This window comes from Escherichia sp. MOD1-EC6021 (assembly GCF_002965245.1).
In the GTDB taxonomy this organism is placed as follows: Bacteria; Pseudomonadota; Gammaproteobacteria; order Enterobacterales; family Enterobacteriaceae; genus Escherichia; species Escherichia coli_F.
This window is the reverse complement of sequence record NZ_PTRU01000017.1, coordinates 73,565-99,935: the sequence shown is the minus strand read 5'-3', so window position 1 is coordinate 99,935 and position 26,371 is coordinate 73,565. Positions and strand designations below refer to the sequence as shown.

Below are 26,371 nucleotides of genomic sequence, written 5' to 3'. Positions count from 1 at the left end.
TCCCATTTACGAGACAGACACTGGGAGTAAATAAAGTATGCCTAAGTACCGTTCCGCCACCACCACTCATGGTCGTAATATGGCGGGTGCTCGTGCGCTGTGGCGCGCCACCGGAATGACCGACGCCGATTTCGGTAAGCCGATTATCGCGGTTGTGAACTCGTTCACCCAATTTGTACCGGGTCACGTTCATCTGCGCGATCTCGGTAAACTGGTCGCCGAACAAATTGAAGCGGCTGGCGGCGTTGCCAAAGAGTTCAATACCATTGCGGTGGATGATGGGATCGCTATGGGCCACGGGGGGATGCTTTATTCACTGCCATCTCGCGAACTGATCGCTGATTCCGTTGAGTATATGGTCAATGCCCACTGCGCCGACGCCATGGTCTGCATCTCTAACTGCGACAAAATCACCCCGGGGATGCTGATGGCTTCCCTGCGCCTGAATATTCCGGTGATCTTTGTTTCCGGCGGCCCGATGGAGGCCGGGAAAACCAAACTGTCCGATCAGATCATCAAGCTCGATCTGGTTGATGCGATGATCCAGGGCGCAGACCCGAAAGTCTCTGACTCCCAGAGCGATCAGGTTGAACGTTCCGCCTGTCCAACCTGCGGATCGTGTTCCGGGATGTTCACCGCTAACTCGATGAACTGCCTGACCGAAGCTCTGGGCCTGTCGCAGCCGGGCAACGGCTCGCTGCTGGCAACCCACGCTGACCGTAAGCAGTTGTTCCTCAATGCCGGTAAACGCATTGTTGAATTGACCAAACGTTACTACGAACAGGATGATGAAAGCGCACTGCCGCGTAACATCGCCAGTAAGGCGGCGTTTGAAAACGCCATGACGCTGGATATTGCGATGGGCGGATCGACTAACACCGTACTTCACCTGCTGGCGGCGGCACAGGAAGCGGAAATCGACTTCACCATGAGTGATATCGATAAGCTCTCCCGCAAAGTACCGCAGCTGTGTAAAGTCGCGCCGAGCACCCAGAAATACCATATGGAAGATGTTCACCGTGCTGGTGGTGTTATCGGTATTCTCGGCGAACTGGATCGCGCGGGGTTACTGAACCGTGATGTGAAAAACGTACTTGGCCTGACGTTGCCGCAAACACTGGAACAATACGACATCGTCGTGACCCAGGATGATGCGGTAAAAAATATGTTCCGCGCTGGCCCTGCGGGCATTCGTACTACACAGGCATTCTCGCAGGATTGCCGCTGGGATACGCTGGACGACGATCGCGCAAACGGCTGTATCCGCTCGCTGGAACACGCCTACAGCAAAGACGGCGGTCTGGCGGTGCTCTACGGTAATTTCGCAGAAAACGGCTGCATCGTTAAAACCGCAGGCGTCGATGACAGCATCCTAAAATTCACCGGCCCGGCGAAAGTGTACGAAAGCCAGGACGACGCGGTAGAAGCGATCCTCGGTGGCAAAGTTGTCGCGGGCGATGTGGTGGTGATCCGCTATGAAGGCCCGAAAGGCGGCCCTGGCATGCAGGAAATGCTCTACCCAACCAGCTTCCTGAAATCAATGGGGCTCGGCAAAGCCTGTGCGCTGATCACCGATGGACGCTTCTCCGGCGGCACCTCTGGTCTTTCCATCGGCCACGTCTCGCCGGAAGCGGCAAGCGGCGGCAGCATTGGCCTGATTGAAGATGGTGACCTGATCGCTATCGACATTCCGAACCGTGGCATTCAGTTACAGGTAAGTGATGCCGAACTGGCGGCCCGTCGTGAAGCGCAGGAAGCCCGTGGCGACAAAGCCTGGACGCCGAAAAACCGTGAACGTCAGGTTTCCTTTGCCCTGCGCGCCTACGCCAGCCTGGCAACCAGCGCCGACAAAGGCGCGGTGCGCGATAAATCGAAACTGGGGGGTTAATGATGGCAGACTCACAACCCCTGTCTGGTGCTCCGGAAGGCGCCGAATATTTAAGAGCGGTGCTACGTGCACCGGTTTACGAGGCGGCGCAGGTCACGCCGCTACAAAAAATGGAAAAGCTCTCGTCGCGTCTTGATAACGTGATTCTGGTGAAGCGCGAAGATCGCCAGCCGGTACACAGCTTTAAGCTGCGCGGTGCATACGCCATGATGGCGGGCCTGACGGAAGAACAAAAAGCGCACGGCGTGATCACTGCCTCGGCGGGTAATCACGCGCAGGGCGTCGCGTTTTCTTCCGCACGGTTAGGCGTGAAGGCGCTGATCGTCATGCCAACCGCCACCGCCGATATCAAAGTTGATGCGGTACGCGGCTTTGGCGGCGAAGTGTTGCTTCATGGCGCGAACTTTGACGAAGCAAAAGCGAAAGCGATCGAACTGTCACAGCAGCAGGGCTTCACCTGGGTGCCGCCGTTCGACCACCCGATGGTGATCGCCGGGCAAGGCACGCTGGCGCTGGAACTGCTCCAGCAGGATGCCCATCTTGACCGCGTGTTTGTGCCGGTCGGCGGCGGCGGTCTGGCGGCGGGTGTGGCGGTGCTGATCAAACAACTGATGCCGCAAATCAAAGTGATCGCCGTTGAAGCGGAAGACTCCGCCTGCCTGAAAGCGGCGCTGGATGCGGGTCATCCGGTTGATCTGCCGCGCGTGGGGCTATTTGCTGAAGGCGTAGCGGTAAAACGCATTGGCGACGAAACATTCCGTTTATGCCAGGAGTATCTCGACGACATCATCACCGTCGATAGTGATGCGATCTGTGCAGCGATGAAGGATTTATTCGAAGATGTGCGCGCAGTGGCGGAACCTTCCGGCGCGCTGGCGCTGGCGGGAATGAAAAAATACATCGCCCAGAACAATATTCGCGGCGAACGACTGGCGCATGTGCTTTCGGGGGCGAATGTCAATTTCCACGGCCTGCGCTACGTCTCGGAACGCTGCGAACTGGGTGAACAGCGTGAAGCGTTGCTGGCGGTGACTATCCCGGAAGAGAAGGGCAGCTTCCTGAAGTTCTGCCAACTGCTTGGCGGGCGCTCGGTCACCGAGTTCAACTACCGCTTTGCCGATGCCAAAAACGCCTGCATCTTTGTCGGCGTGCGCTTAAGCCGCGGCCTCGAAGAGCGCAAAGAAATTTTGCAGATGCTCAACGATGGCGGCTACAGCGTGGTTGATCTCTCCGACGACGAAATGGCGAAGCTACACGTGCGCTATATGGTTGGCGGGCGTCCATCGCATCCGTTGCAGGAACGTCTCTACAGCTTCGAATTCCCGGAATCACCGGGTGCGCTGCTGCGCTTCCTCAACACGCTAGGTACCCACTGGAACATTTCGCTTTTCCATTATCGCAGCCACGGCACCGACTACGGGCGCGTACTGGCGGCGTTCGAGCTTGGCGATCATGAACCGGATTTCGAAACCCGGCTGAATGAGCTGGGCTACGATTGCCACGACGAAACCAATAACCCGGCGTTCAGGTTCTTTTTGGCGGGTTAATGGTTCGGTAAAATCTTCCAGAAAGCCTCAATCAGCGGCTCATGCAGCCGCTTTTTTTGTGCACACACGCCCAGTTCAAACGGCGTTTTCTCATCGCTACGCTCCAGAATCATCACGCGGTTACGCACCGGTTCCGGGCTGTTTTCCAGCACCACTTCTGGCAACAAGGCCACGCCGCAGCCGAGCGCCACCATCGATACCATCGCTTCATGCCCACCGACTGTGGCGTAAATCATCGGGTTACTGATTTTATTGCGTCGGAACCACAGTTCAATGCGGCGGCGTACTGGCCCTTGATCGGCCATGATGAAGGGAATCGTCGACCAGTCCGGTTGCTCTACCGAAACCTGATTACGCACCGGGCAAGGCAGCGCGGGCGCGATCAGCACCACCGCAAGGTTCTCCAGCATCGAAAATGCCACCGCACCTGGCAGAGTCTCCGGCTTCCCGGCAATCGCCAGATCCGCTTCCCCCGTCACCACTTTTTCCATCGCATCCGCCGCATCACCGGTAGTGAGTTTGATCTCCACTGACGGGTGTTCCGCGCGGAATCTGTCAAGAATCGGCGGCAGATGGCTGTAGGCAGCGGTCACCGAGCAGAAGATATGTAATTCGCCAGAGAGCGACGGTCCTTGCTGGTCGATGGTGTGGCGCAATTGCTGATACTGCAACAGTGTTTGCTGGGCGAAAACGCGCAGTTCTTCGCCCGCTTCGGTCAGCGTCACCGTACGGTTATCGCGCACAAACAGCGGCTGACCGAGATCTTCTTCCAGGCGCTGAATCTGTCGGGAAAGCGTGGATGGACTAACGTGCATCGCCCGCGCGCTGCGGCCAAAATGGCGGCTTTCCGCCAGATGCAGGAAGGTTTTCAGATCGCGTAAATCCAATGGGGCAGCCCTCAATGTTGACGTTGCAAAAATTGCAATGTGACGTTGTGAATATATCAATTTCCGCAATAAATTTCCTGTCATATAGTGAATTCAATCTCGCAAACGCGAACCGAACAATAAGAAGCACAACATCACGAGGAATCACCATGGCTAACTACTTTAATACACTGAACCTGCGCCAGCAGCTGGCACAGCTGGGCAAATGTCGCTTTATGGGCCGCGACGAATTCGCCGATGGCGCGAGCTACCTTCAGGGTAAAAAAGTGGTCATCGTCGGTTGTGGTGCGCAGGGTCTGAACCAGGGCCTGAACATGCGTGATTCTGGTCTGGATATCTCTTATGCCCTGCGTAAAGAAGCTATCGCTGAGAAGCGCGCATCCTGGCGTAAAGCGACCGAAAACGGTTTTAAAGTGGGTACTTACGAAGAGCTGATCCCGCAGGCAGATCTGGTGGTTAACCTGACGCCAGACAAACAGCACTCCGACGTGGTGCGCACCGTACAGCCACTGATGAAAGACGGCGCGGCGCTGGGTTACTCACATGGTTTCAACATCGTCGAAGTGGGCGAGCAGATCCGTAAAGACATCACCGTAGTAATGGTTGCGCCGAAATGCCCTGGCACTGAAGTGCGTGAAGAGTACAAACGTGGGTTTGGCGTACCGACGCTGATTGCCGTTCACCCGGAAAACGATCCGAAAGGCGAAGGCATGGCGATCGCTAAAGCATGGGCGGCAGCAACTGGTGGTCACCGTGCTGGCGTGCTGGAATCGTCCTTTGTTGCGGAAGTGAAATCTGACCTGATGGGCGAGCAAACCATTCTGTGCGGTATGTTGCAGGCTGGCTCTCTGCTGTGCTTCGACAAGCTGGTGGAAGAAGGCACCGACCCGGCATATGCAGAAAAACTGATTCAGTTCGGTTGGGAAACCATCACCGAAGCCCTGAAGCAGGGCGGCATCACCCTGATGATGGACCGTCTCTCTAACCCGGCGAAACTGCGTGCTTATGCGCTCTCTGAACAGCTGAAAGAGATCATGGCACCGCTGTTCCAGAAACATATGGATGACATCATCTCCGGCGAATTCTCTTCCGGCATGATGGCTGACTGGGCCAACGACGATAAGAAACTGCTGACCTGGCGTGAAGAGACCGGCAAAACCGCGTTCGAAACTGCGCCGCAGTATGAAGGCAAAATCGGCGAGCAGGAGTACTTCGATAAAGGCGTACTGATGATCGCGATGGTGAAAGCGGGCGTTGAACTGGCATTCGAAACGATGGTTGATTCCGGCATCATCGAAGAGTCGGCTTACTATGAATCACTGCACGAGCTGCCGCTGATTGCTAACACCATCGCCCGTAAGCGTCTGTATGAAATGAACGTGGTTATCTCTGATACCGCCGAGTACGGTAACTACCTGTTCTCTTACGCTTGTGTGCCGTTGCTGAAACCGTTTATGGCAGAGCTGCAACCGGGCGACCTGGGTAAAGCTATTCCGGAAGGTGCGGTAGATAACGCGCAGTTGCGTGATGTGAACGAAGCGATTCGCAGCCATGCGATTGAGCAGGTAGGTAAGAAACTGCGCGGCTATATGACGGATATGAAACGTATTGCAGTTGCGGGTTAAGTGCGATTCAGAGTTCAAGGCCTTCTCCCGGAGAAGGCCTTGCTGTTAGTTACGGTAAAGCACCTTAATGATGTGATACCCGAACTGGGTATGCAGCGGACCGGTTGGCTCCAGTACCGGACAAGAGAAAACCACTTTATCGAACGCCGGAACCATCTGGCCCTGGCGGAATTCACCTAAATCACCGCCGCGTTTGCCTGACGGGCAAATGGAGTGTTTCTTCGCCAGCTTGCCGAAATCGGCACCGTTCTTAATCTGCTCGAGAAGTTCCAGAGCCAGTTTCTCTTCTTTTACAAGGATATGCAGTGCTGCTGCTGTTTTTGCCATGATCGTGCCTTGAATTAAAAATTGTCAGTCAGGGAGGGGGGACATATATGGCAAAAGCCCGGAAAATCCGGGCTTCGCAGGTCCCTCAAGGGGAGAAAACTTAGGGCCTCTATGGGCTACAGAGTCATTATCGGGGATGGTGATTTTATTGTCAATTTATGAGCGATATGGCATTGATTGACTTGATGACTGCCCTCTGTATGTCTGCAACCAACTCATGTGGCAAACATTGATTAAGATACCCCCGATAAGTCCTTGCTCTGTTTAATCGGTTTCGACTGACTTGTTGTACCAGGTCGGCTTTAGCCCAACGTATCTGCTGATCAAAGAATTGCAGGTCATTGATAACATTACTGGCTATTTCAACATGCATTCCACGATTTTACTTGTCATGGTCGCGAGTGGTTGATAATGGAACGACGATACATGCGTTGCCATTAATTTTTCCGTTGAGCACGACAACCAACCTATTTTTTATCATCTCAGGTGGAATGCGGCCATCGTAATACGTCGTGCTGAACTGTCCATTCTGGCTAACGGGATAGTTACCAAAGTTGCATTCCAGTATTTCACCAACCTTGGGGCTGAAATTAATCGCCACGAGTAAACCTCTCCTTAGTAAACTCTGAAAAAGTAATAACACAACGTTACGACCCGATATTTTCTAAGTCTAATGGATTCATGATGAACTCCGGTTTCGGCCTTCCCTCTCTGATTTAAACATCCGCAGCCATCCGGTTAGCGGTTTTCACTCGGTCACATTCAAATGCGATTCTGCTACAATCCTCCCCCCGTTCGAAGATTGAGCAATACACCTATGCGTCTAAACCCCGGCCAACAACAAGCTGTCGAATTCGTTACCGGCCCCTGCCTGGTGCTGGCGGGCGCGGGTTCCGGTAAAACTCGTGTTATCACCAATAAAATCGCCCATCTGATCCGCGGTTGCGGTTATCAGGCGCGACATATCGCGGCGGTGACCTTTACCAATAAGGCGGCGCGCGAGATGAAAGAGCGTGTCGGGCAGACGCTGGGGCGTAAAGAGGCGCGCGGGCTGATGATCTCCACCTTCCATACATTAGGGCTGGATATCATCAAACGGGAGTATGCGGCGCTTGGGATGAAAGCGAACTTTTCACTGTTTGACGATACCGATCAACTGGCGTTGCTCAAAGAGTTGACCGAGGGGCTGATTGAAGATGACAAAGTTCTTCTGCAACAGCTGATTTCGACCATCTCCAATTGGAAGAACGATCTCAAAACACCGGCGCAGGCGGCGGCAGAAGCAAAGGGCGAGCGGGACCGTATTTTTGCCCATTGTTATGGGCTGTATGATTCACACCTGAAAGCGTGCAACGTTCTCGACTTCGACGATCTGATTTTATTGCCGACGTTACTGCTGCAACGCAATGAAGAAGTCCGCGAGCGCTGGCAGAACAAAATTCGCTACCTGCTGGTGGATGAGTATCAGGACACCAACACCAGCCAGTATGAACTGGTGAAACTGCTGGTGGGCAGCCGCGCGCGCTTTACCGTAGTTGGCGATGACGACCAGTCGATCTACTCCTGGCGCGGCGCACGTCCGCAAAACCTGGTGCTGTTGAGCCAGGATTTTCCGGCGCTGAAGGTGATTAAACTCGAACAGAACTATCGCTCTTCCGGGCGTATTCTGAAAGCGGCGAACATCCTTATCGCCAATAACCCGCACGTCTTTGAAAAGCGTCTTTTTTCTGAACTGGGTTACGGCACAGAGCTAAAAGTTTTAAGCGCGAATAACGAGGAACATGAGGCCGAGCGCGTCACCGGTGAATTGATCGCCCATCACTTCGTCAATAAAACGCAGTACAAAGATTACGCCATTCTTTATCGTGGTAACCATCAGTCGCGGGTGTTTGAAAAATTCCTGATGCAAAACCGCATCCCGTACAAAATATCTGGCGGTACTTCATTCTTCTCTCGCCCGGAAATCAAGGATTTGCTGGCTTATCTGCGTGTGCTGACTAACCCGGACGATGATAGTGCGTTCCTGCGTATCGTTAACACGCCGAAGAGAGAGATTGGTCCGGCGACGCTGAAAAAGCTGGGCGAGTGGGCGATGACGCGCAATAAAAGTATGTTTACCGCCAGTTTTGATATGGGCCTGAGTCAGACGCTTAGTGGACGTGGTTATGAAGCATTGACCCGCTTCACTCACTGGCTGGCGGAAATCCAGCGCCTGGCGGAGCGGGAGCCGATTGCCGCAGTACGCGATCTGATCCACGGCATGGATTATGAATCCTGGCTGTATGAAACATCGCCCAGCCCGAAAGCTGCCGAAATGCGCATGAAGAACGTCAACCAACTGTTTAGCTGGATGACGGAGATGCTGGAAGGCAGTGAACTGGATGAGCCGATGACGCTCACTCAGGTGGTGACGCGCTTTACTCTGCGAGACATGATGGAGCGCGGCGAGAGCGAGGAAGAGCTGGATCAGGTACAACTGATGACTCTGCACGCGTCAAAAGGGCTGGAGTTTCCCTATGTCTACATGGTCGGTATGGAAGAAGGATTTTTGCCCCACCAGAGCAGCATCGATGAAGACAATATCGATGAGGAGCGTCGGCTGGCCTATGTTGGCATCACCCGCGCCCAGAAGGAATTGACCTTTACGCTGTGTAAAGAACGCCGTCAGTACGGCGAACTGGTGCGCCCGGAGCCGAGTCGCTTCCTGCTGGAGCTGCCGCAGGATGATTTGGTTTGGGAACAGGAGCGCAAAGTTGTCAGCGCCGAAGAACGAATGCAGAAAGGCCAAAACCATCTGGCAAATCTGAAGGCGATGATGGCAGCAAAACGAGGGAAATAATCAAGGCCGGGTAAGATGCGCGAGCATCGCATCCGGCATATTATTCTTTAATGTACTTCCAACGGCCAGTGAACATAGCTTTGCCACTGGCTTTCCTGATCAATAATCTCTTTACCCAGCGGATGTTGGGTTAGCCAACCTTGCGGAAGCGTCAAGGTCAACAGTTCATGGTTGGCCTTTAATGTCATCTCTGGCACGAGATCGTCACGGCGACGGCTGGCAAAAATGATGGCCAGGCGTAGTAAACGGCAGAGTTGTTCTGCGACGCGTGGCGGTACGGCATTTTGTTGATGCAACGAGGAGAGATCTATTGGGTTCGTCTGGTTGAGTAGTAGCGTCGCCAGTAATTTTTTCTGTGCAGGCGTAAAACCGGGAAGATCCAGATTACGCACCAGATAAGCAGCATGTTGCGGCGCTTGTTTGAAATCAACGCTCAGACCGATTTCATGAAGCTGACAGGCGCTGATGAGCAAATCACGGCTAATCGCTTCAAGATGCCATTCGTTTTCCACCTGATCGAAGAAGTTAGCCGCAACTTTGGCTACTCGCTGAGCCTGATCAATATCGATCATAAAGCGGCGTTGAATATTACGCAGTGTACGGCTGCGAATATCCTGCTCGACGGCCAGATGCAACATGCCGTAGACCAGGCCTTCACGCAGTGCACCGCCAGCCAGGGTCATACACTGAATATTCAGTTCGGTAAAAATGGCTATCAGGATCGCCAGACCACTCGGGAACACTAACGCACGTTCCAGCGTCAGTCCGTCGATCTCCAGTTCCTCCAGTCGACCACAATGAATGGCGCGTTGTTTCAGTTGCTGCAACTTTTCCAGGGTAATCCGTTCATCCATCCCCTGTGCCATCATGATTTCTTGTAAGGCCTGCACAGTGCCGGAAGCACCAACGCATACTTTCCAGCCGTGATACCGCAATTCATCGGCAACCGGACGTAACACTTCGCGTGCCGCTTTTTCTGCGGCATCAAAATTTTCCTGCCCCAGATTACGATCGGCAAAATAGCGTTCCAGCCAGGTGACGCAGCCCATCGACAGGCTGAACAACGAGGTGGTTTGTGCGCCCGTGCCGGTTACCAGTTCAGTACTGGCGCCGCCGATATCCACCACCAGGCGCTGATCGGCACCGCCAGTGGTGTGAGCAACACCCTGATAAATCAGGCGAGCTTCTTCTTCACCGCTGATCACTTGTACCGGACAACCGAGGATTTCCTGCGCTTTGGCAATAAAATCACCGGCATTGACGGCAAGGCGTAATGTCGCCGTGGCGACAACGCGAATTTGCGAGGGAGGGATATCTTGCAGACGTTCAGCAAACAGGCGCAAACATTGCCAACCGCGCTCCATTGCTTCATTAGACAGGGCATTTTCGCTGTTCAGGCCAGCAGCCAGACGCACTTTGCGTTTAATTCGCGTCAGCGTCTGGATGCTTCCAGCCACCTCGCGCACAACCAGCATATGAAAACTATTCGAACCGAGATCAATGGCTGCATATAATGACGAGGTGGAACCCATACTCTTCATCCTTCAATCTGTCTCTGCGTTGGCTGCGTTCTTTCACCCGAATCACTTACTACAGTAAGTTCATTGGGATTAACTCTCTTGCCATCTTGATACAGTTTGAATGATTTTGAGTATGACATTTTTTATTTAACCTGAACGACGACGATTACGCGGAGCGCCAGTACGACGCGGACCATTGCCTGTGCGCGGGCGCGTGAGGCGCAGCGGTTTTGGCAGATCGGTCATCAATGCGTCCGGATTGTATTTGCTTACTGGAATTGAGTGACCAATATAGGTCTCAATAGCAGGCAAATTCAATGCATACTCTTCACACGCCAGGCTAATAGAGTGACCGCTTGCGCCTGCGCGACCTGTACGACCAATACGGTGAACGTAATCTTCACAGTCATCGGGTAAATCGTAGTTAAAGACGTGCGTCACTGCCGGAATATGCAAACCACGCGCGGCAACGTCGGTGGCAACCAGAATATCCAGATCGCCACGGGTAAATTCATCAAGAATACGCAGACGTTTTTTCTGCGCGACATCGCCTGTCAACAAACCGACACGATGACCATCTGCCGCCAGGTGGCCCCAGATCTCTTCACAACGATGTTTGGTGTTGGCGAAAATAATCGCTCGGTCTGGCCATTCTTCTTCAATCAGCGTTTGCAGCAAACGCATTTTTTCTTCGTTAGAAGGGTAGAAAAGCTCTTCTTTTATACGGTGGCCCGTTTTCTGTTCCGGTTCCACTTCAATATATTCGGCATTGTTCATCTGCTCGAATGCCAGTTCGCGTACCCGGTACGAAAGCGTGGCGGAGAACAGCATGTTGAGGCGCTGGTTTGCAGGCGGCATACGGCGGAACAGCCAGCGTATATCTTTAATAAAGCCCAGATCGTACATGCGATCGGCTTCGTCCAGTACCACCACCTGAATGGCACCGAGGTTAATGTGGTTCTGCTTGGCGTAGTCAATTAAACGACCCGTGGTGCCAATCAGTATGTCAACGCCGCTTTCCAGCACTTTCAGCTGTTTGTCGTAGCCATCACCACCGTAAGCCAGACCCAGCTTCAGGCCGGTAGCTTGCGCCAGTGGCTCCGCATCGGCGTGGATCTGCACGGCAAGTTCACGCGTCGGTGCCATAATTAAGGCACGCGGCTGATTCACCTTGCGATCGGCAATCGCGGGATGAGAGAGAAGATAATGAAACGTTGACGTAAGAAACGCCATCGTTTTCCCGGTACCGGTTTGCGCCTGCCCGGCTACGTCACGACCCGCCAGCGTCAGCGGAAGGGCCAGTGCCTGAATGGGCGTACAGTTATGAAACCCTTTTTTTTCAAGGGCTTCTACAACCTTCGGATGCAGGGCGAAGTCGGAAAACTTCTGTTCTGTTAAATGTGTTTTGCTCATAGTGTGGTAGAATATCAGCTTACTATTGCTTTACGAAAGCGTATCCGGTGAAATAAAGTCAACCTTTAGTTGGTTAATGTTACACCAACAACGAAACCAACACGCCAGGCTTATTCCTGTGGAGTTATATATGAGCGATAAAATTATTCACCTGACTGACGACAGTTTTGACACGGATGTACTCAAAGCGGACGGGGCGATCCTCGTTGATTTCTGGGCAGAGTGGTGCGGTCCGTGCAAAATGATCGCCCCGATTCTGGATGAAATCGCTGACGAATATCAGGGCAAACTGACCGTTGCAAAACTGAACATCGATCAAAACCCTGGCACTGCGCCGAAATATGGCATCCGTGGTATCCCGACTCTGCTGCTGTTCAAAAACGGTGAAGTGGCGGCAACCAAAGTGGGCGCACTGTCTAAAGGTCAGTTGAAAGAGTTCCTCGACGCTAACCTGGCGTAAGGGAATTTCATGTTCGGGTGCCCTGTCGCTAAAAACTGGACGCCCGGCGTGAGTCATGCTAACTTAGTGTTGACTTCGTATTAAACATACCTTATTAAGTTTGAATCTTGTAATTTCCAACGCTTCCCGTTTTATCTTAAATGCGAAGTGAACAGATTTCTGGCTCGTCACTCAATCCGTCTTGTCGTTTCAGTTCTGCGTACTCTCCTGTGACCAGGCAGCGAAAAGACATGAGTCGATGACCGTAAACAGGCATGGATGATCCTGCCATACCATTCACAACATTAAGTTCGAGATTTACCCCAAGTTTAAGAACTCACACCACTATGAATCTTACCGAATTAAAGAATACGCCGGTTTCTGAGCTGATCACTCTCGGCGAAAATATGGGGCTGGAAAACCTGGCTCGTATGCGTAAGCAGGACATTATTTTTGCCATCCTGAAGCAGCACGCAAAGAGTGGCGAAGATATCTTTGGTGATGGCGTACTGGAGATATTGCAGGATGGATTTGGTTTCCTCCGTTCCGCAGACAGCTCCTACCTCGCCGGTCCTGATGACATCTACGTTTCTCCTAGCCAAATCCGCCGTTTCAACCTCCGCACTGGTGATACCATCTCTGGTAAGATTCGCCCGCCGAAAGAAGGTGAACGCTATTTTGCGCTGCTGAAAGTTAACGAAGTTAACTTCGACAAACCTGAAAACGCCCGCAACAAAATCCTCTTTGAGAACTTAACCCCGCTGCACGCAAACTCTCGTCTGCGCATGGAACGTGGTAACGGTTCTACTGAAGATTTAACCGCTCGCGTACTGGATCTGGCATCACCTATCGGTCGTGGTCAGCGTGGTCTGATTGTGGCACCGCCGAAAGCTGGTAAAACCATGCTGCTGCAGAACATTGCCCAGAGCATTGCTTACAACCACCCGGATTGTGTGCTGATGGTTCTGCTGATCGACGAACGTCCGGAAGAAGTCACCGAGATGCAGCGTCTGGTAAAAGGTGAAGTTGTTGCTTCTACCTTTGACGAACCCGCATCTCGCCACGTTCAGGTTGCGGAAATGGTAATCGAGAAGGCGAAACGCCTGGTTGAGCACAAGAAAGACGTTATCATTCTGCTCGACTCCATCACTCGTTTGGCGCGTGCTTACAACACCGTTGTTCCGGCGTCAGGTAAAGTGCTGACCGGTGGTGTGGATGCCAACGCCCTGCATCGTCCGAAACGCTTCTTCGGTGCGGCGCGTAATGTGGAAGAGGGCGGCAGCCTGACCATCATCGCTACCGCGCTTATCGATACCGGTTCCAAGATGGACGAAGTTATCTACGAAGAGTTTAAAGGTACAGGCAACATGGAACTGCACCTCTCTCGTAAGATCGCTGAAAAACGCGTCTTCCCGGCAATCGACTACAACCGTTCCGGTACCCGTAAAGAAGAGCTGCTCACTACTCAGGAAGAGCTGCAGAAAATGTGGATCCTGCGCAAAATCATTCACCCGATGGGCGAAATCGATGCCATGGAGTTCCTCATTAATAAACTGGCGATGACCAAGACCAATGACGATTTCTTCGAAATGATGAAGCGCTCATAAATTTGTCTTATGCCAAAAACGCCACGTGTTTACGTGGCGTTTTGCTTTTATATCTGTAATCTTATTGCCGCACTGGCAATGTTAGGAAAATTCCTGGGTTTTGCTCGTGTGTTATGCAATTTGCATATCGAATGATTAATTTTTGCACAGGACTGGTGGGTTCGGAACGGACTTTCCCTTCTGAATAAAGGTCTTCGTGGTTATACTTCTGCTAATAATTTTCTCTGAGAGCATGCATTGTGAATTTACTGACAGTGAGTACTGATCTCATCAGTATTTTTTTATTCACGACACTGTTTCTGTTTTTTGCCCGAAAGGTAGCAAAAAAAGTCGGTTTAGTGGATAAACCTAACTTCCGCAAACGTCACCAGGGATTGATACCTCTCGTTGGGGGTATTTCGGTTTACGCAGGGATTTGCTTCACGTTCGGAATTGTCGATTATTATATTCCGCATGCATCTCTCTATCTCGCTTGTGCCGGTGTGCTTGTGTTCATCGGTGCGCTGGATGACCGTTTTGATATCAGCGTAAAAATCCGTGCCACCATACAGGCCGCTGTTGGCATTGTTATGATGGTGTTCGGCAAACTTTATCTCAGTAGCCTGGGTTATATCTTTGGCTCCTGGGAGATGGTGCTCGGACCGTTTGGCTACTTCCTGACGCTATTTGCCGTCTGGGCGGCAATTAATGCTTTCAACATGGTTGATGGCATTGATGGCTTGCTGGGCGGGTTGTCCTGCGTCTCGTTTGCAGCAATCGGTATGATTTTGTGGTTCGACGGGCAAACCAGCCTCGCTATCTGGTGCTTTGCGATGATCGCCGCCATCCTGCCCTATATCATGCTCAACCTTGGTATCCTGGGTCGCCGCTACAAAGTCTTTATGGGTGATGCGGGCAGTACGCTGATTGGTTTTACCGTTATCTGGATCCTGCTCGAAACGACTCAGGGAAAAACGCACCCAATAAGCCCGGTTACTGCATTATGGATTATCGCCATTCCGCTAATGGATATGGTGGCAATTATGTACCGTCGCCTGCGTAAAGGCATGAGCCCATTCTCTCCTGACCGTCAGCATATTCACCATTTGATCATGCGTGCCGGGTTTACTTCCCGCCAGGCGTTTGTGCTGATTACCCTTGCCGCAGCACTGCTCGCCTCAATTGGCGTGCTGGCAGAATACTCTCATTTTGTCCCGGAATGGGTCATGCTGGTGCTCTTTTTGCTAGCATTCTTCCTCTATGGATATTGCATTAAGCGTGCCTGGAAAGTTGCTCGCTTTATTAAGCGCGTAAAACGCAGACTGCGTAGAAATCGTGGTGGCAGCCCCAATTTAACCAAATAAATGAGGATGTGATGACACAACCAATGCCTGGGAAACCGGCCGAAGACGCTGAAAATGAACTGGATATTCGTGGGTTGTTTCGTACCTTGTGGGCTGGGAAGCTGTGGATTATTGGCATGGGGCTGGCGTTTGCGTTAATCGCGCTGGCGTATACTTTTTTTGCTCGTCAGGAGTGGAGCTCGACGGCGATTACCGATCGTCCAACAGTGAATATGCTGGGAGGATACTACTCGCAGCAGCAATTTTTGCGTAACCTGGACGTCCGTTCGAACATGGCTTCTGCCGACCAACCATCGGTCATGGATGAAGCCTATAAAGAGTTTGTTATGCAACTGGCCTCGTGGGATACCCGCCGCGATTTCTGGTTGCAGACAGACTATTACAAACAGCGGATGGTCGGGAACAGCAAAGCCGATGCGGCGTTGCTGGATGAAATGATTAACAACATCGTGTTTATTCCCGGTGACTTCACGCGTGCGGTCAATGATAGCGTTAAGCTGATTGCCGAAACCGCGCCTGACGCTAATAACCTGTTACGTCAGTATGTTGCGTTTGCCAGCCAACGAGCTGCCAGCCATCTGAATGATGAGCTGAAAGGCGCATGGGCGGCGCGTACCATCCAGATGAAAGCTCAGGTGAAGCGTCAGGAAGAAGTGGCGAAAGCCATCTACGACCGCCGGATGAACAGCATTGAACAGGCGCTGAAAATTGCTGAGCAGCATAATATTTCGCGCAGTGCGACAGATGTACCTGCCGAGGAACTACCTGATTCAGAAATGTTCCTGCTTGGGCGTCCAATGCTCCAGGCGCGGCTGGAAAATTTACAGGCCGTCGGTCCGGCCTTTGATCTCGACTATGATCAGAATCGGGCCATGTTAAACACCCTGAATGTTGGTCCAACCCTGGATCCGCGTTTTCAGACCTATCGCTATTTGCGTACGCCGGAAGAACCGGTAAAACGCGATAGCCCACGTCGTGCCTTCCTGATGATTATGTGGGGCATTGTCGGGGGGCTGATCGGGGCTGGTGTCGCATTAACCCGCCGTTGCTCGAAATAGCAACACTGCTGCGGTGAGCGCAAAGGCGCTCGCCGCTTATTCGAAGAGAATCGATGTGAAAGTACTGACTGTATTTGGTACGCGCCCGGAAGCCATCAAGATGGCACCGTTGGTGCATGCGTTGGCAAAAGATCCTTTTTTTGAGGCTAAAGTTTGCGTCACTGCGCAGCATCGGGAGATGCTCGATCAGGTGCTGAAACTCTTTTCCATTGTACCTGACTACGATCTCAACATAATGCAGCCAGGACAGGGTCTGACAGAGATAACCTGTCGGATTCTGGAAGGGCTAAAACCTATTCTTGCCGAGTTCAAACCAGACGTCGTGCTGGTTCACGGCGATACGACGACGACGCTGGCAACCAGTCTGGCGGCGTTTTATCAGCGTATTCCTGTTGGTCACGTTGAGGCTGGTCTGCGCACGGGCGATCTCTATTCGCCGTGGCCGGAAGAGGCAAATCGTACATTGACCGGGCATCTGGCGATGTATCACTTCTCTCCAACCGAAACGTCCCGGCAAAACTTGCTGCGTGAAAACGTTGCTGACAGCCGAATCTTCATTACCGGTAATACCGTTATTGATGCACTGTTATGGGTGCGTGACCAGGTGATGAGCAGCGATACGCTGCGTTCAGAACTGGCGGCAAATTATCCGTTTATCGACCCTGATAAAAAAATGATTCTGGTGACCGGTCACAGACGTGAGAGTTTTGGTCGTGGCTTTGAAGAAATCTGCCATGCGCTGGCAGACATCGCCACCACTCACCAGGACATTCAGATTGTCTATCCGGTGCATCTCAACCCGAATGTCAGAGAGCCGGTCAATCGCATTCTGGGGCACGTGAAAAATGTCATTCTGATCGATCCCCAGGAGTATTTACCGTTTGTCTGGCTGATGAACCACGCCTGGCTGATTTTGACCGATTCAGGTGGCATTCAGGAGGAAGCGCCTTCCCTGGGGAAACCGGTGCTGGTGATGCGTGAAACCACTGAACGTCCGGAAGCAGTGAAGGCGGGTACGGTGCGTCTGGTCGGCACGGATAAGCAGCGAATTGTCGAGGAAGTGACGCGTCTTTTAAAAGACGAAAACGAATATCAAGCTATGAGCCGCGCCCATAACCCGTATGGTGATGGTCAGGCATGCTCTCGCATTCTGGAAGCGTTAAAAAATAATCGGATATCACTATGAGTTTTGCGACCATTTCTGTTATCGGACTGGGTTATATCGGGCTGCCAACGGCGGCAGCGTTTGCCTCACGGCAAAAACAGGTGATTGGTGTCGATATCAACCAACACGCAGTTGATACCATCAATCGTGGCGAAATCCATATCGTCGAGCCTGATTTGGCGAGCGTAGTAAAAACTGCCGTAGAAGGCGGTTTTTTACGAGCGAGCACGACGCCGGTTGAAGCGGATGCCTGGCTGATTGCTGTACCCACGCCGTTTAAAGGCGATCATGAGCCAGATATGACCTACGTTGAATCGGCTGCTCGCTCCATTGCGCCAGTGCTGAAAAAAGGCGCGCTGGTGATCCTTGAATCCACCTCGCCGGTGGGGTCAACCGAGAAGATGGCAGAATGGTTAGCAGAGATGCGTCCGGACCTGACTTTCCCACAGCAGGTGGGCGAGCTGGCGGACGTCAACATTGCTTACTGCCCGGAACGCGTGTTACCGGGCCAGGTTATGGTCGAGCTGATTAAAAACGATCGCGTGATTGGTGGTATGACGCCGGTTTGTTCGGCCCGTGCCAGCGAACTGTACAAAATTTTCCTCGAAGGTGAGTGTGTCGTCACTAACTCACGGACGGCGGAAATGTGTAAACTCACCGAGAACAGCTTCCGCGATGTGAATATCGCTTTTGCTAACGAACTGTCGCTGATTTGCGCCGATCAGGGGATTAACGTCTGGGAACTGATTCGCCTAGCGAATCGTCACCCTCGCGTCAATATTCTTCAACCTGGCCCTGGCGTGGGTGGTCACTGCATCGCTGTTGATCCGTGGTTTATCGTGGCACAGAACCCGCAGCAGGCGCGGCTTATCCGTACCGCGCGCGAAGTGAACGATCACAAACCGTTCTGGGTGATTGATCAGGTCAAAGCGGCGGTTGCCGACTGCCTGGCCGCTACCGATAAACGCGCCAGTGAGCTGAAAATTGCCTGTTTTGGTCTGGCGTTTAAACCGAATATTGATGACCTGCGCGAAAGTCCGGCGATGGAAATCGCTGAATTGATCGCTCAGTGGCACAGCGGCGAAACGCTGGTTGTTGAGCCTAACATTCACCAGTTGCCGAACAAACTGAATGGGCTTTGTACTCTGGCGCAGCTTGACGAGGCGCTGGCAACGGCAGATGTGCTGGTGATGTTGGTCGATCATAGTCAGTTCAAAGTTATCAATGGCGACAACGTCCATCAGCAGTATGTCGTCGATGCCAAAGGAGTCTGGCGCTAATGAGAAAGATTCTGATAACAGGCGGTGCCGGGTTTATTGGCTCGGCGCTGGTGCGTTATATCATCAACGAAACGAGCGATGCGGTGGTGGTGGTCGATAAGCTGACCTACGCCGGAAACCTGATGTCGCTGGCACCGGTTGCGCAAAGCGATCGCTTTGCCTTTGAGAAAGTTGATATCTGCGATCGGGCAGAACTGGCGCGTGTTTTCACAGAACATCAGCCAGACTGCGTCATGCATCTGGCAGCTGAAAGCCATGTTGACCGTTCTATTGACGGCCCGGCAGCGTTTATCGAAACCAACATTGTCGGGACTTATACACTGCTTGAATCGGCGCGGGCTTACTGGAATACGCTGGCAGAAGACAAAAAATCGGCGTTCCGTTTTCATCATATCTCCACCGACGAAGTATACGGTGACCTGCATTCCACAGATGATTTCTTCACCGAAACCACGCCGTATTCGCCGAGCAGCCCTTATTCTGCTTCAAAAGCAAGCAGCGACCATCTGGTGCGCGCCTGGTTGCGGACCTACGGCCTGCCGACGTTAATCACCAACTGCTCTAATAACTACGGTCCTTACCACTTTCCGGAAAAACTGATCCCGCTGATGATCCTCAACGCGCTGGCGGGTAAACCGCTGCCGGTATATGGCAACGGGCAGCAAATCCGTGACTGGTTATATGTTGAAGATCATGCCCGCGCGCTGTATTGCGTGGTGACCACCGGGAAAGTCGGTGAAACCTATAATATTGGTGGTCACAACGAGCGTAAGAATCTCGAGGTTGTGGAAACCATCTGCGAGCTGCTGGAAGAACTGGCCCCGAATAAACCGTACGGTGTGGCGCACTATCGCGATCTGATTACCTTTGTCGCTGACCGTCCAGGGCATGACCTACGCTATGCCATTGATGCTTCGAAAATTGCCCGTGAACTTGGCTGGCTGCCGCAGGAAACCTTTGAAAGTGGAATGCGTAAAACAGTGCAGTGGTATCTGGCTAATGAAAGCTGGTGGAAGCAGGTGCAGGACGGCAGCTATCAGGGTGAGCGTTTAGGTCTGAACGGCTAATTCTCAGCGGAGGCAAACATGAAAGGTATTATCCTGGCGGGCGGTTCCGGCACCCGATTGCATCCGATTACGCGCGGCGTATCGAAGCAACTATTGCCGATTTACGATAAGCCAATGATTTACTATCCGCTGTCGGTGCTGATGCTGGCCGGTATCCGCGAAATTCTCATCATCACCACGCCGGAAGATAAAGGTTATTTCCAGCGCCTGCTGGGCGATGGTAGTGAGTTCGGTATCCAGCTGGAATATGCCGAACAGCCCAGCCCGGACGGTCTTGCGCAGGCATTTATCATCGGTGAAACCTTCCTTAATGGTGAACCATCTTGTCTGGTGCTGGGCGATAACATCTTCTTCGGCCAGGGCTTCAGTCCGAAGCTGCGTCATGTTGCGGCGCGCACGCAAGGGGCGACGGTATTTGGCTATCAGGTAATGGATCCAGAACGCTTTGGCGTCGTGGAGTTTGACGACAATTTCCGCGCTATCTCTCTGGAAGAAAAGCCAAAACAGCCAAAATCAAACTGGGCGGTGACCGGGCTTTATTTCTACGACAGTAAAGTTGTGGAGTACGCAAAGCAGGTGAAGCCGTCGGAGCGTGGTGAACTGGAGATTACCTCCATCAACCAGATGTACCTCGAGGCAGGCAACCTGACCGTTGAACTGCTCGGGCGCGGATTTGCCTGGTTGGACACCGGCACACACGACAGCCTGATTGAAGCCAGTACCTTTGTACAGACGGTGGAAAAACGCCAGGGCTTTAAGATTGCCTGCCTGGAAGAGATTGCCTGGCGTAACGGCTGGCTCGATGACGAAGGTGTGAAGCGTGCTGCCAGTTCATTAGCGAAAACTGGCTACGGCCAATATCTGCTGGAGTTACTCCGTGCCCGTCCGCGCCAGTATTGAACCACTAGCCTGGGAAAATGCCTTCTTTGGCGTTAACAGCGCTATCGTGCATCTCACTCCTGATGCGCCACTCCTGACGCCAGACGCTTTAGCGACGTGGTCACGAGTACAGGCCAAAATTACTGCATCAAATACTGTTGAGCTGGATGCCTTGCAACAGCTGGGATTCTGCCTGGTTGAAGGTGAAGTTGATTTGGCGCTACCCGTGAACAATGTCAGTGATAGCGGCGCAGAAGTGGCACAAGAGACAGATATTCCCGCATTACGTCAGTTAGCCAGCGCCGCATTTGCGCAAAGCCGTTTTCGTGCGCCATGGTATGCGCCTGACGCCAGCGGTCGCTTTTATGCGCAGTGGATTGAAAATGCCGTGCGCGGCACCTTTGATCATCAATGTCTGATTTTACGTGCGGCGTCCGGCGATATTCGCGGCTATGTCTCTTTACGGGAACTCAATGCGACAGATGCACGAATTGGCCTGCTGGCTGGACGCGGTGCAGGTGCTGAGCTGATGCAAACGGCGCTAAACTGGGCGTATGCTCGCGGTAAAACAACTTTGCGGGTGGCGACCCAAATGGGCAACACCGCCGCGCTTAAACGATACATACAAAGTGGTGCGAATGTAGAAAGCACCGCGTACTGGTTATACAGGTGATCACATGATTCCATTTAACGCACCGCCGGTGGTGGGAACCGAACTCGACTATATGCAGTCGGCAATGGGTAGCGGCAAACTGTGTGGCGATGGCGGTTTTACCCGTCGCTGCCAGCAGTGGCTGGAGCAACGTTTTGGCAGCGCCAAAGTGTTACTGACACCATCCTGCACCGCTTCGCTGGAGATGGCGGCGCTGCTGCTCGATATCCAGCCTGGCGATGAAGTGATCATGCCGAGCTACACCTTTGTCTCCACCGCCAATGCCTTTGTGCTGCGTGGCGCAAAAATCGTTTTTGTGGATGTTCGCCCGGACACCATGAACATCGACGAAACGTTGATTGAAGCAGCGATCACCGACAAAACGCGCGTTATCGTGCCGGTTCATTACGCGGGTGTGGCCTGCGAAATGGACACCATTATGGCGTTGGCGAAAAAGCATAATCTGTTTGTGGTGGAAGATGCCGCTCAGGGCGTGATGTCCACTTATAAAGGGCGTGCGCTGGGAACCATTGGTCATATTGGCTGCTTTAGCTTCCATGAAACCAAAAACTACACGGCGGGCGGTGAAGGCGGCGCGACGCTGATTAACGATAAAGCGTTAATCGAACGAGCCGAGATCATCCGTGAAAAAGGCACAAACCGCAGCCAGTTCTTCCGTGGTCAGGTCGATAAATATACCTGGCGCGATATTGGCTCCAGCTATTTGATGTCCGATCTGCAAGCTGCGTACCTGTGGGCGCAACTGGAAGCAGCGGATCGTATCAACCAGCAACGTCTGGCGCTGTGGCAAAACTACTACGATGCGTTAGCGCCTCTGGCGAAAGCCGGGCGTATCGAGCTGCCATCGATTCCCGATGGCTGCGTGCAGAACGCGCATATGTTCTACATTAAACTGCGGGATATTGATGACCGGAGCGCGTTGATTAACTTTCTGAAAGAAGCGGAAATCATGGCGGTGTTCCATTACATTCCGCTGCACGGTTGCCCTGCGGGGGAACGCTTTGGTGAGTTCCACGGTGAAGATCGCTACACCACCAAAGAGAGCGAGCGCCTGCTGCGCCTGCCGTTGTTCTACAACCTGTCGCCCGTCAATCAGCGCACGGTAATTGCGACCTTGTTGAACTACTTCTCCTGATATGTCGTTGGCAAAAGCGTCCTTGTGGACGGCGGCCAGTACACTGGTCAAGATTGGTGCCGGGTTACTGGTCGGTAAGTTGCTGGCGGTGTCATTTGGTCCTGCGGGGCTTGGGCTGGCGGCAAATTTCCGCCAGTTGATTACCGTGCTTGGCGTGCTTGCTGGTGCAGGCATCTTTAACGGCGTAACCAAATACGTTGCCCAGTACCATGATAATCCGCAGCAGCTGCGCCGCGTGGTCGGCACTTCATCAGCGATGGTGCTTGGTTTCTCTACGCTGATGGCGCTGGTTTTTGTGCTGGCGGCAGCGCCAATTAGCCAGGGATTGTTTGGTAATACCGACTATGTGGGGCTGGTGCGTTTAGTGGCGCTGGTGCAAATGGGGATCGCCTGGGGCAACCTGTTGCTGGCGCTGATGAAAGGCTTTCGCGATGCTGCAGGTAATGCGTTATCGCTGATTGTCGGCAGCCTGATTGGCGTAATTGCTTATTATGTCAGTTACCGTTTGGGCGGTTATGAAGGGGCATTGCTGGGGCTGGCGCTGATTCCCGCGTTGGTGGTGATTCCTGCCGTCATCATGTTGATCAAACGTGGTGCCATCCCGTTAAGCTATCTGAAACCCAGCTGGGATAACGGCCTGGCAGGGCAGTTGAGCAAATTTACGCTCATGGCGTTGATTACGTCGGTGACCTTGCCCGTTGCGTACATCATGATGCGTAAACTGTTGGCGGCGCAGTATAGCTGGGATGAAGTGGGTATCTGGCAAGGGGTGAGCAGTATTTCCGATGCCTACCTGCAATTTATTACGGCATCGTTCAGCGTATATTTACTGCCCACGTTGTCGCGGCTAACGGAAAAGCGCGATATCACCCGGGAAGTGGTTAAATCGCTGAAATTCGTCTTACCGGCAGTGGCGGCGGCGAGTTTTACCGTCTGGTTGCTGCGTGATTTTGCTATCTGGCTGCTGTTGTCGAATAAATTTACCGCTATGCGCGATCTCTTTGCCTGGCAGTTAGTGGGTGATGTGTTAAAAGTGGGCGCTTATGTCTTTGGTTATCTGGTGATCGCCAAAGCGTCACTGCGGTTTTATATTCTGGCGGAAGTCAGCCAGTTCACTTTATTGATGGTATTTGCCCACTGGCTAATCCCTGCGCATGGTGCACTGGGCGCGGCGCAGGCCTATATGGCAACCTATATCGTCTATTTTTCTCTTTGTTGTGGCGTGTTTTTACTCTGGCGTAGGCGGGCATGACTGTACTGATTCACGTACTGGGATCGGATATCCCTCACCATAACCGAACCGTTCTGCGGTTTTTCAACGACGCGCTGGCCGCGACGAGCGAGCACGCGCGCGAGTTTATGGTTGTTGGCAAGGACGACGGCTTAAGTAATAGCTGTCCGGCGCTTTCTGTGCAATTTTTCCCTGGGAAAAAATCGCTGGCGGAAGCGGTCATCGCGAAAGCAAAAGCTAACCGTCAGCAGCGATTTTTCTTCCACGGTCAGTTCAATCCCAAACTGTGGCTGGCCCTGCTGAGTGGGGGCATTAAGCCCAGCCAGTTTTACTGGCATATCTGGGGGGCAGACCTGTATGAGCTTTCCAGTGGCTTGAGATATAAGCTTTTTTATCCGCTGCGCCGTCTGGCGCAAAAGCGAGTCGGCTGTGTATTTGCCACCCGCGGTGATTTGAGTTTTTTTGCCAAAACGCATCCAAAGGTGCGGGGCGAACTGCTGTACTTCCCGACGCGGATGGACCCTTCTCTCAATACGATGGCGAACGATCGCCAACGTGAAGGGAAAATGACCATTCTGGTGGGGAACTCCGGCGACCGCAGCAATGAGCATGTCACCGCCTTACGCGCCGTTCATCAGCAATTTGGCAATACGGTAAAAGTCGTGGTGCCGATGGGATATCCACCCAATAACGATGCATATATCAATGAAGTTCGCCAGGCGGGGCTGGCGTTATTCAGCGAAGAAAATCTGCAAGTTCTGAGCGAAAAACTGGAATTTGATGCCTATCTGGCGCTACTTCGTCAGTGCGATCTCGGTTACTTTATTTTTGCCCGCCAGCAGGGCATTGGTACGCTGTGCTTGCTGATTCAGGCGGGCATTCCTTGTGTGCTTAACCGGGAAAATCCGTTCTGGCAGGATATGACGGAACAGCATTTGCCGGTGCTGTTTACTACCGACGATCTCAACGAGGATATTGTGCGTGAAGCACAGCGCCAGCTGGCGTCGGTGGATAAAAACACCATTGCCTTCTTTAGCCCTAACTTTCTACAAGGCTGGCAGCGGGCGTTGGCGATTGCCGCCGGGGAGGTCGCATGAGTCTGCTGCAATTCAGTGGCCTGTTTGTTGTCTGGCTGCTCTGCACGCTGTTTATTGCCACGCTGACCTGGTTTGAGTTTCGCCGTGTGCGCTTTAACTTCAATGTCTTCTTTTCATTGCTGTTTTTGCTCACCTTTTTCTTCGGCTTCCCGCTGACCAGCGTGCTGGTATTTCGCTTTGATGTTGGTGTTGCGCCGCCAGAAATCTTGTTGCAGGCGTTGCTTTCTGCGGGCTGCTTCTACGCGGTTTACTATGTCACCTACAAAACCCGCCTACGCAAACGCGTTGCTGATGTACCGCGCCGTCCGCTGTTTACCATGAACCGCGTGGAGACCAATCTCACGTGGGTGATCCTGATGGGCATTGCGTTGGTAAGCGTCGGCATCTTCTTCATGCACAACGGTTTTTTGCTGTTCCGTCTTAACTCCTACAGTCAGATCTTCTCCAGTGAAGTCTCCGGCGTGGCGTTAAAACGTTTCTTTTACTTTTTCATCCCGGCGATGCTGGTGGTCTACTTTCTGCGCCAGGACAGCAAAGCGTGGCTGTTTTTCCTCGTCAGCACGGTCGCCTTTGGCTTGCTGACTTACATGATTGTCGGCGGCACTCGCGCCAATATTATCATCGCATTTGCTATCTTCCTGTTTATTGGCATTATTCGCGGCTGGATTTCGTTGTGGATGCTGGCGGCGGCGGGCGTGCTGGGGATTGTGGGCATGTTCTGGCTGGCGCTAAAACGCTATGGAATGAATGTGAGCGGCGATGAAGCGTTCTATACGTTTCTCTATCTCACCCGCGATACCTTTTCGCCGTGGGAGAATCTGGCATTGCTGTTGCAGAACTACGACAACATCGACTTCCAGGGCCTGGCTCCCATTGTCCGCGATTTCTATGTCTTTATCCCTTCCTGGCTGTGGCCGGGTCGCCCGAGTATGGTACTGAACTCCGCCAACTACTTTACCTGGGAAGTGCTGAATAACCACTCCGGGCTGGCGATCTCGCCTACGCTTATAGGCTCACTGGTTGTTATGGGCGGCGCGTTGTTCATCCCGCTCGGGGCGATTGTGGTTGGACTGATCATCAAATGGTTCGACTGGCTGTATGAACTGGGCAATCGCGAAACTAATCGCTATAAGGCTGCGATATTGCACAGTTTCTGCTTCGGGGCGATCTTCAATATGATCGTACTGGCGCGTGAAGGGCTGGATTCGTTTGTCTCACGCGTAGTCTTTTTTATCGTGGTCTTCGGCGCATGTCTGATGATCGCAAAACTGTTGTACTGGCTTTTTGAAAGCGCCGGACTCATTCATAAACGTACAAAATCATCGCTCCGGACGCAGGTTGAAGGATAACA

Annotated in this window: 22 protein-coding genes and 1 pseudogene; 18 read left to right on the top strand and 5 right to left on the bottom strand. The window is 52.7% G+C overall.

All coding sequences use genetic code 11. The features are described 5' to 3' along the window. Nucleotides 1–37 precede the first annotated feature (37 nt). Together ilvD and ilvA are read left to right on the top strand one after the other, a co-directional pair. Nucleotides 38–1,888, top strand: a complete 1,851-nt coding sequence (gene ilvD, locus BEB54_RS18800) for a dihydroxy-acid dehydratase (RefSeq protein ID WP_032185547.1) — start codon at nt 38–40, stop codon at nt 1,886–1,888. A 2-nt stretch (nt 1,889–1,890) separates the two neighbouring features. Beyond that, nucleotides 1,891–3,435 (top strand): threonine ammonia-lyase, biosynthetic, encoded by a 1,545-nt coding sequence (gene ilvA / locus BEB54_RS18795; protein WP_072128498.1) that lies wholly within the window; start codon nt 1,891–1,893, stop codon nt 3,433–3,435. On the opposite strand, the gene ilvY is transcribed toward ilvA, so the two are convergent. Further along, nucleotides 3,432–4,322 carry an HTH-type transcriptional activator IlvY gene (gene ilvY, locus BEB54_RS18790; protein ID WP_064530521.1) on the bottom strand — a complete coding sequence of 297 codons (891 nt, stop codon included), beginning with the start codon at nt 4,320–4,322 and terminating at the stop codon, nt 3,432–3,434. The two genes, ilvA and ilvY, sit on opposite strands and share 4 nt — an antisense overlap. Before the next feature lie 149 nt (nt 4,323–4,471). Between ilvY and ilvC the strand changes: the two genes are divergently transcribed. Beyond that, nucleotides 4,472–5,947 carry a ketol-acid reductoisomerase gene (ilvC, locus tag BEB54_RS18785; RefSeq protein WP_000024951.1) on the top strand — a complete coding sequence of 492 codons (1,476 nt, stop codon included), beginning with the start codon at nt 4,472–4,474 and terminating at the stop codon, nt 5,945–5,947. Nucleotides 5,948–5,992: 45 nt separating this feature from the next. On the opposite strand, the gene ppiC is transcribed toward ilvC, so the two are convergent. Together ppiC and BEB54_RS18775 are read right to left on the bottom strand one after the other, a co-directional pair. Beyond that, nucleotides 5,993–6,274: a peptidylprolyl isomerase PpiC gene (ppiC, locus tag BEB54_RS18780; RefSeq protein WP_001140258.1), complete on the bottom strand. Its 282-nt coding sequence runs from the start codon at nt 6,272–6,274 to the stop codon at nt 5,993–5,995. Between the two features lie 151 nt (nt 6,275–6,425). Then, nucleotides 6,426–6,875 (bottom strand): annotated as a pseudogene (locus BEB54_RS18775) (type II toxin-antitoxin system PemK/MazF family toxin). Between the two features lie 216 nt (nt 6,876–7,091). Between BEB54_RS18775 and rep the strand changes: the two are divergent. After that, complete coding sequence (gene rep / locus BEB54_RS18770; protein WP_001238880.1) at nt 7,092–9,113, top strand: DNA helicase Rep; 2,022 nt, start codon at nt 7,092–7,094, stop codon at nt 9,111–9,113. Nucleotides 9,114–9,160: 47 nt separating this feature from the next. Here rep and gppA read toward each other — a convergent pair whose 3' ends face one another. Beyond that, complete coding sequence (gppA, locus tag BEB54_RS18765; protein ID WP_001355380.1) at nt 9,161–10,645, bottom strand: guanosine-5'-triphosphate,3'-diphosphate diphosphatase; 1,485 nt, start codon at nt 10,643–10,645, stop codon at nt 9,161–9,163. Nucleotides 10,646–10,780: 135 nt separating this feature from the next. Further along, a complete protein-coding gene (gene rhlB / locus BEB54_RS18755; protein ID WP_000047508.1) occupies nt 10,781–12,046 on the bottom strand; it encodes an ATP-dependent RNA helicase RhlB in 1,266 nt (421 codons plus the stop codon). Between the two features lie 130 nt (nt 12,047–12,176). Between rhlB and trxA the strand changes: the two genes are divergently transcribed. The 14 genes from trxA to wzyE all read left to right on the top strand — a co-directional run bounded on the left by trxA (nt 12,177) and on the right by wzyE (nt 26,369). Further along, entirely contained in the window at nt 12,177–12,506 is a 330-nt protein-coding gene (trxA, locus tag BEB54_RS18750; RefSeq protein WP_001280776.1) for a thioredoxin TrxA, read from the top strand. A gap of 140 nt (nt 12,507–12,646) precedes the next feature. Next, nucleotides 12,647–12,748 carry a rho operon leader peptide RhoL gene (rhoL, locus tag BEB54_RS18745; RefSeq protein WP_001295255.1) on the top strand — a complete coding sequence of 34 codons (102 nt, stop codon included), beginning with the start codon at nt 12,647–12,649 and terminating at the stop codon, nt 12,746–12,748. 84 nt (nt 12,749–12,832) lie between these two features. Continuing rightward, nucleotides 12,833–14,092 carry a transcription termination factor Rho gene (gene rho, locus BEB54_RS18740; RefSeq protein ID WP_001054527.1) on the top strand — a complete coding sequence of 420 codons (1,260 nt, stop codon included), beginning with the start codon at nt 12,833–12,835 and terminating at the stop codon, nt 14,090–14,092. A gap of 239 nt (nt 14,093–14,331) precedes the next feature. Next, nucleotides 14,332–15,435, top strand: a complete 1,104-nt coding sequence (gene wecA, locus BEB54_RS18735; RefSeq protein WP_001050960.1) for a UDP-N-acetylglucosamine--undecaprenyl-phosphate N-acetylglucosaminephosphotransferase — start codon at nt 14,332–14,334, stop codon at nt 15,433–15,435. Between the two features lie 11 nt (nt 15,436–15,446). Further along, nucleotides 15,447–16,493 carry an ECA polysaccharide chain length modulation protein gene (wzzE, locus tag BEB54_RS18730; RefSeq protein WP_001355381.1) on the top strand — a complete coding sequence of 349 codons (1,047 nt, stop codon included), beginning with the start codon at nt 15,447–15,449 and terminating at the stop codon, nt 16,491–16,493. Between the two features lie 55 nt (nt 16,494–16,548). Further along, nucleotides 16,549–17,679, top strand: coding sequence for a non-hydrolyzing UDP-N-acetylglucosamine 2-epimerase (wecB, locus tag BEB54_RS18725; RefSeq protein WP_105277632.1), 1,131 nt, complete (start codon nt 16,549–16,551; stop codon nt 17,677–17,679). Further along, nucleotides 17,676–18,938, top strand: coding sequence for a UDP-N-acetyl-D-mannosamine dehydrogenase (gene wecC, locus BEB54_RS18720; protein ID WP_000006611.1), 1,263 nt, complete (start codon nt 17,676–17,678; stop codon nt 18,936–18,938). The genes wecB and wecC overlap by 4 nt, the downstream gene beginning before the upstream one ends. Continuing rightward, nucleotides 18,938–20,005, top strand: a complete 1,068-nt coding sequence (rffG, locus tag BEB54_RS18715; protein WP_105277631.1) for a dTDP-glucose 4,6-dehydratase — start codon at nt 18,938–18,940, stop codon at nt 20,003–20,005. The genes wecC and rffG overlap by 1 nt, the downstream gene beginning before the upstream one ends. Nucleotides 20,006–20,023: 18 nt before the next feature. After that, nucleotides 20,024–20,905, top strand: coding sequence for a glucose-1-phosphate thymidylyltransferase RfbA (gene rfbA, locus BEB54_RS18710; RefSeq protein WP_000676063.1), 882 nt, complete (start codon nt 20,024–20,026; stop codon nt 20,903–20,905). After that, nucleotides 20,883–21,557 carry a dTDP-4-amino-4,6-dideoxy-D-galactose acyltransferase gene (gene rffC / locus BEB54_RS18705; RefSeq protein WP_105277630.1) on the top strand — a complete coding sequence of 225 codons (675 nt, stop codon included), beginning with the start codon at nt 20,883–20,885 and terminating at the stop codon, nt 21,555–21,557. Before rfbA ends, rffC begins: the two co-directional genes overlap by 23 nt. A 4-nt stretch (nt 21,558–21,561) precedes the next feature. Then, the gene (rffA, locus tag BEB54_RS18700) at nt 21,562–22,692 is read left to right on the top strand and encodes a dTDP-4-amino-4,6-dideoxygalactose transaminase (protein ID WP_000612044.1); all 1,131 of its coding nucleotides are present in this window, start codon (nt 21,562–21,564) and stop codon (nt 22,690–22,692) included. A gap of 1 nt (nt 22,693) precedes the next feature. Further along, nucleotides 22,694–23,944 (top strand): lipid III flippase WzxE, encoded by a 1,251-nt coding sequence (gene wzxE, locus BEB54_RS18695; RefSeq protein ID WP_032185551.1) that lies wholly within the window; start codon nt 22,694–22,696, stop codon nt 23,942–23,944. Then, nucleotides 23,941–25,020, top strand: coding sequence for a TDP-N-acetylfucosamine:lipid II N-acetylfucosaminyltransferase (rffT, locus tag BEB54_RS18690; protein WP_105282249.1), 1,080 nt, complete (start codon nt 23,941–23,943; stop codon nt 25,018–25,020). The genes wzxE and rffT overlap by 4 nt, the downstream gene beginning before the upstream one ends. After that, on the top strand, nt 25,017–26,369 hold the full coding sequence (gene wzyE, locus BEB54_RS18685; protein WP_000055132.1) for an ECA oligosaccharide polymerase: 1,353 nt from the start codon (nt 25,017–25,019) through the stop codon (nt 26,367–26,369). The genes rffT and wzyE overlap by 4 nt, the downstream gene beginning before the upstream one ends. Nucleotides 26,370–26,371: the final 2 nt, after the last annotated feature.